Genomic DNA, 5,317 nt, shown 5'->3' on the forward strand with positions numbered 1-5,317 from the left:
CGGTGGGGGTGCGGCTGGAGGGGCAGACGGAGGCGGTGGTGCTCACGGTGCACAACCAGGGAGCGCCCATTCCGGCGGAGGTGCTGGAGCGGCTGTTCGAGCCCTTCCAGCGCGCCAGCGAGGAGCAGGGCCGCGGCGGGCGGAACGTGGGGTTGGGGCTCTACATCGTCCAGCAGATCGCGCGCGCCCACGGCGGCCAGGTCACGGTGCGCTCCTCGCACGAGGACGGAACGACCTTCGTCGTGCGGCTGCCGCGCGGTCGGGATCCGGTGGAGAACGGATAGCCGGCGCACTTTGAGGGTGGCGCTTGAGTCTCAATGAGGGCAGCCCGCATCGTCCCCTTGTGAGGTGCGGCTCATGGCCAGTCTGTCAGGGTTGTTCTGGTGCATCCGAGAGGCGCCGGGCCTTGCGAAAAGCGAGGCGGAGTTCCGGTTCATCGAGACACTGACTTTCAGCGCGGCCCCGGACATCATCCGAGACCTCATGACGAATGGCTCGAAGCTGCGGATGCCTGTCACGACGCTTCCCAGGGAATGATTCATGGCGCGGCGCTTTTTTGATTTGAAGATCGATGTGGATGTTCCAGGGCGCTGGTACCCAAGGTCGGCGATGCGCGCGTCTTCCGGCTCTGGGGCTGGCATCCCCCCATCATCGTGGATGAGGAGATCAAGGATGCGCTGGAGCGCGTCGGTATCGTGGGAGGCCGGTTCGACGCGGTCTGACGGTACTACCTGAACTCATCCACGATGTAGACACCTGCGCTGGATGCGCCAAGGACGGCCATCCCAGGCTTGGAGTCCGGCAGCTTCCGGAGCTGCCCGATGCCCAACCTCGCCACGGCACAGATGGGGACCTGAGCCCCTCCATCCAGGGGCTGGGCGGCGTAGTACCGGATGACGGCCTGCGGACCGCTGGTCCAGACCCGGCCATAGAGCCGGGCCGGTGCGGCGAGGGGGCCAAGATCGTCTTCAAGCACGCTCTCAATCGCGCCCTCGTACAAGGCGAGCGGACCGCTGGATTGATTCGCGTCGAGCTGGATCCACGCGGAGGCGCCAACGAACAGTCGCAAGTAGTTCATCGCCTTGCGAGCCTCTTCCGGACACTTCTCCGGTCCCGGTGTGCCGTCAGGGCGGAGGGCCACGCCGCTCGTGGCGGAGCCGGGGCAGCCAGACGTGGTGACGAGCAGCACTGCGCAGCCCAGGAGCGAGAGCTTGGTGGAGGCCATGCGTCACGCTCCTACTCTGCAACGAGCTCTGGATCGAGTTGAACGACGGCCTGCCTCAGCCCGTCCTGCCGGTAGAACTCCAGGAAGACCGAGGTCGACTTGCCGTTCTCAAGGAAGGCGCTCCGGTCCGCCACGAACGCCACCACGCCGGATTCGCCCGGAGCAATCGAAGGGCGGGTCGAGCGAACCGCGACGGTGCTCTCCCTTCCGCTCGAGACGCTCAGAAGCCGGGCGGACTTCATGCTCCAGGCCTGCTTCTGGGAGAGGTTCTTGAGCGTGACGACGACCGCCGCCTTGCCCTTGCCCCGGAACAAGGTCGCCTTGAGCCGGGTGTCGCCATCCTCGCCGTTGATGCGACTCGCAATCATGAAGGGTGTCTGCGCGACAGCTCCCGCGGCAAGGAGCGCGGCCAGGGCGTGGTCCTCTGAGGTCGCTTCCTCGCGGTAGCGCTGGTTCTCCTCGGCCAGGGTGCCGTTCTCCTGGAGTGCCCTTCGCAGCGCCGCGTGCATGGCAGCGTAGCCCTCACGGTCCTTGAACACGTCGACCTGTTGGTCGGGCTGGTCCTGCTGCTCCCAGCCCGGAGGACGCAGGAGGAACATCACCTCGGTTCCATCCACCAGCGTCACGACCAGGGGAATCCCTTCCTCGTCGTTGAGGTCGTGGAGGGGCTCCAGGATGACCTTGTTGCGGACCACCGCCAGCGGTTCAAGCCGCCCCTCCCAACCGAGCAGCTTCGTCTTGCCGGGATCCACGGCCTTCTCGAACCGCAGCGTCGTGACCACCTGCCCCTTCACGTGGACGCGGTGGGTGTCGTCGTCCGGACGCTCCGAAAGCATGAGCGCCCGCACGACGTTCTTCTCGGGCTCGCTGGCGTCAGCGACGGAGGCGACCAGGACACAAAGCAGGAGGGCTCGAATCACGCACACAACCTACCAGGATGGCCGCGAAGCATCCAATCCTTCAGCCCAGCGACCGCACAGCGAGGAACACCGGCAGGGCCACGTACAAGCTGTTACGGACCGGATCGTCAGAGCCATTCAGGGATGCAGGGGACCTGCACAATGCAAGAGCACCTTGTGGATGAGGAGATCAAGGACGCGCTGGAGCGCGTCGGTATCGTGGGAGGGCTCTTCGACGCGGTCTGAGATCGTGGGCGGAGCATGGAACCGTGGCCCTACATCATCCTTCGTCGTGCGGTTGTCACACGCACGGATCCAAGGGATGGCCCGTTGTCCTCAGCGCGCATCCGTGTGTCAGGCTGACCTCGTACTGCGGCCTGGGGGACGACATGAAACCGCACTGGGTAGGCGTGCTACTGCTGGGATGCCTCTGGGCAGGCTGCGCGACTTCGAGAAGCGTGCGACTGGACACCGGCGAGGGCGAGCCCCTTGTCTACACGCCGCCCACGAACGTGGGGCCTATTGAAATCGACGGGGACGCGTTCCAGACAGTGATGACCCAGCTCGTGCTGGACATGCGATTCTCCCTGCTCGCGAAGGAAGAGGCCTCCCCACGGTTACGGCTTGCCGCCTGGGGTGACGAGCCTCGCAACCAGGGCCGAGACTATGGGGCGTGGTGCTCCCGACAGGCGGCTCCTGGCGAATGTCTCACCCTCCTGGAGGATGGCTTTACCTTCCTCGACGCCGGAGCGCGCCGGAAGATGGCGCTTTCGTTCGCCTGGGATGGCGTGTGGGACGGCGTTCAGGATGCTGTGCGAGAGGTGGTCAATCCCCTGGCCCTCAAGGCGATGATCACCTCCGCGATGGCGGCCTATATGCTGCTTGTCGTCGCACCTGAGCCCGTTACAAAGCTGGTGGCCATCGCCCTGACGACCTACGTCATTGCCTATATCGGCCTGGATTCCTTCGTGAGCCTGGTCAAGGGATGGCAGCGGCTGTCATTGGATTCGGAAAGGGCTGGATCGCTCCAGGAGCTGGAGCAGGCGGGAAAACACTTCGGTCAGGTGATGGGACAAAGCGGGGCACGCATCCTCATCCTGGCGCTGACGGCGGCATTGGGGGGGCGGCGCGGCGAACCTTGCTTCCAAGGGCCCCATGTTGCCGGGCTTTGCCCAGGCCGCACTGGCGACCGAGACCAATGCTGGGTTCCAGCTGTCCGCGGCGTTGGCGGGAGGCGTTCGCTCGATCTCCCTCGCTGAGGGAGTCATGACCGTGGGGCTTGCGCCCGGTGCGGTGGCTGCAATCGCGCAGGGAGGAAACAGTGGCGCTGGCGCTCCTGGCAGCTCGGGTTCGACGAACTTCTGGACCCCCAGGACCAGTCCTGCGGGAGATCGATATCGCTTCAACACCGGCCATGGTTACAACCGGCCGCACGAAGCTCCAGGAAGCACCCCCAAAAGCTTCCAGGGCACGGGGCTGACCATCGAAGAAATTGAAACAGCCATCATGCAGCAGATGGAGTCCTTGAGAGCGTCGGGCAGCGTGCTCCCGGTTCCTGGTACCCCGGGGTTCAACGGCCCATTCCAGGGCTCCGTGACGGTGGGCACGCAGTCGGTCGGTTTCAAGGCCGTCCAGCTCAATACAGGCGAAATCGTGGTATCGACCTACTTCCCCCTTTGAGGTGTGGCCCATGGCGAGTCTGTCAGAGCTGTTCTGGCGCATTCCGGAGGCATCGGGGCCTGCGCGAAGCGAGGCGGAGTACCGGTTCATCGAGACCCTGACCTTCAGCGCGACCAAGGACATCATCGCGTTCCTGGATGAGGTGTATGCGCGTGACTTCACCGCGCTTCCTGTTTGGATGCGGAATCTCGCGTTCCGATTGGCGTGTCTTCAGGACCCTGACAACGCAGCCCTTCTGCGGAAGGCTGCTGCGGATCTGGATTGCTTCGGCCCGGATTGGGATGACCAGGTGGCTGAACTGCGCCAGCGTGCTCAGCGACTGGAGAGTGGCGATTCGGGCTCCTGATGCGTCCCCTCACTCACCCCAGCAGTCGCACCGCGAGGAACACCGGCAGCGCCACGTAATACAGCGCACGGCAGGTCCACTCGGCGCCGGTCCTCACGTGGCGTGCCCACCTGGGCCCCAGACATGCGGCTCCGAAACACAGCACTTCCGCGAGCGCCCTCCAGAAACAGCCGAACAGCAGCAGCGCCAGGAACACCGGCAGCCACGTCCGCACGAACGTCAGCAGGTACGCCTGAAGGCCATACATCTGCCATTCGCCGAAGGGACCCCCGAAGGAGATGTACTGGTGCGCCCGGAAGAAGATGGCCGCCAGCACTCCCGGCACCAGGCCGTACTTCAGCGCCTGGTCGTACCAACGCCTGCGCCACTTCGCGCTCCGCGCCTGCGCGTAACGCACCAGCGGATGGTCGCGCGACTCGCCCCGTGTCCCCATCGCAGTGAGCAGCGGCTGCGGATCCTGCAACTCCCATCCGTAGTCGAACACGCGCCCCGTGCGCAGGCGCAGCGTGAGCCCGGGACCCGGCATGGACAGACGCCACGGGCGGACGGACTCCAGCGCTTCGAAGGGGATCTCGAAGTGCGCTCCCCCTCGCAGGGTCAGCACGAGCCCTTCTGGCCTCACCGTCACCGTGGCCCGCGTCCCCAGCCGCAACAGGCACAGCGCGAGGTACGGGAGCAGTCCTCCGACCGCCAGCCCCATCGCCAGCGGTCCGGGCTGCACCGTCTGCGTTCCCGCGAGCACGTCCTGGAACAGCAGCCCCGTGAAGAAGCCGAGCGTGGCCAGCCGCACGGTGTGCAAGAGCGCGCCCACGGCACGCAGCCTCGGCGTGAAGGCGTGGACGGGGAAGGGGCCGGACGCGTCGACGGTCATGGGTGGGGGCGTGGCGGCGCGCGCATTGCTTCGAGGGGAGCGGCTTCCGTAGCATACGCAGCCCGGAGGCTCCCCGAGAACATGCGTTCCCCGCAGTCTGGCCCTGAGCGTCGCACGGATTCCGATGGCGTGACGCGGGTGACGCCCTCGCGAGAGTCTCGCGGCACGGGGTCGTGGCTCATCGGCGGCGCGCTCCTGCTCACCGGGCTGTGCCTGGGCCTCTGCGCCTGGTGGCTCTCCCGCCCCGTGACCGTGGAGGACCTCCCCCCCGTCATTGTCGCCGAGCGCCCCACGCC

At 66.1% G+C, this 5,317-nt stretch carries 7 protein-coding genes; 4 read left to right on the forward strand and 3 right to left on the reverse strand.

All coding sequences use genetic code 11. The annotated features are described in order from the left end of the window. Positions 1-284: sensor histidine kinase KdpD (locus tag D7V97_RS39515; RefSeq protein ID WP_147445171.1), on the forward strand; the 284-nt coding region annotated here is incomplete at its 5' end. 443 nt (positions 285-727) lie between these two features. Here D7V97_RS39515 and D7V97_RS39525 read toward each other — a convergent pair. Both D7V97_RS39525 and D7V97_RS39530 read right to left on the reverse strand, forming a co-directional pair. Next, positions 728-1,225, reverse strand: a complete 498-nt coding sequence (locus tag D7V97_RS39525; RefSeq protein ID WP_120615743.1) for a hypothetical protein — start codon at positions 1,223-1,225, stop codon at positions 728-730. Between the two features lie 11 nt (positions 1,226-1,236). Beyond that, on the reverse strand, positions 1,237-2,145 hold the full coding sequence (locus D7V97_RS39530; RefSeq protein ID WP_233583524.1) for a DUF2381 family protein: 909 nt from the start codon (positions 2,143-2,145) through the stop codon (positions 1,237-1,239). A gap of 437 nt (positions 2,146-2,582) precedes the next feature. Here D7V97_RS39530 and D7V97_RS39535 point away from each other — a divergent pair, with 437 nt between their 5' ends. From D7V97_RS39535 to D7V97_RS39540, 3 genes are read left to right on the forward strand one after another with little or no spacing between them, the layout of a single operon-like run. Continuing rightward, positions 2,583-3,383 carry a hypothetical protein gene (locus tag D7V97_RS39535; protein WP_233583525.1) on the forward strand — a complete coding sequence of 267 codons (801 nt, stop codon included), beginning with the start codon at positions 2,583-2,585 and terminating at the stop codon, positions 3,381-3,383. Between the two features lie 7 nt (positions 3,384-3,390). Then, positions 3,391-3,804 carry a hypothetical protein gene (locus D7V97_RS46300; RefSeq protein ID WP_233583526.1) on the forward strand — a complete coding sequence of 138 codons (414 nt, stop codon included), beginning with the start codon at positions 3,391-3,393 and terminating at the stop codon, positions 3,802-3,804. 10 nt (positions 3,805-3,814) lie between these two features. After that, entirely contained in the window at positions 3,815-4,150 is a 336-nt protein-coding gene (locus D7V97_RS39540; protein WP_120615745.1) for a hypothetical protein, read from the forward strand. Between the two features lie 13 nt (positions 4,151-4,163). On the opposite strand, the gene D7V97_RS39545 is transcribed toward D7V97_RS39540, so the two are convergent. Further along, entirely contained in the window at positions 4,164-5,021 is an 858-nt protein-coding gene (locus D7V97_RS39545; RefSeq protein ID WP_120615746.1) for a hypothetical protein, read from the reverse strand. Positions 5,022-5,317 lie beyond the last annotated feature (296 nt).

This window comes from Corallococcus sp. CA053C, from assembly GCF_003611675.1.
Taxonomy (GTDB): domain Bacteria; phylum Myxococcota; class Myxococcia; order Myxococcales; family Myxococcaceae; genus Corallococcus.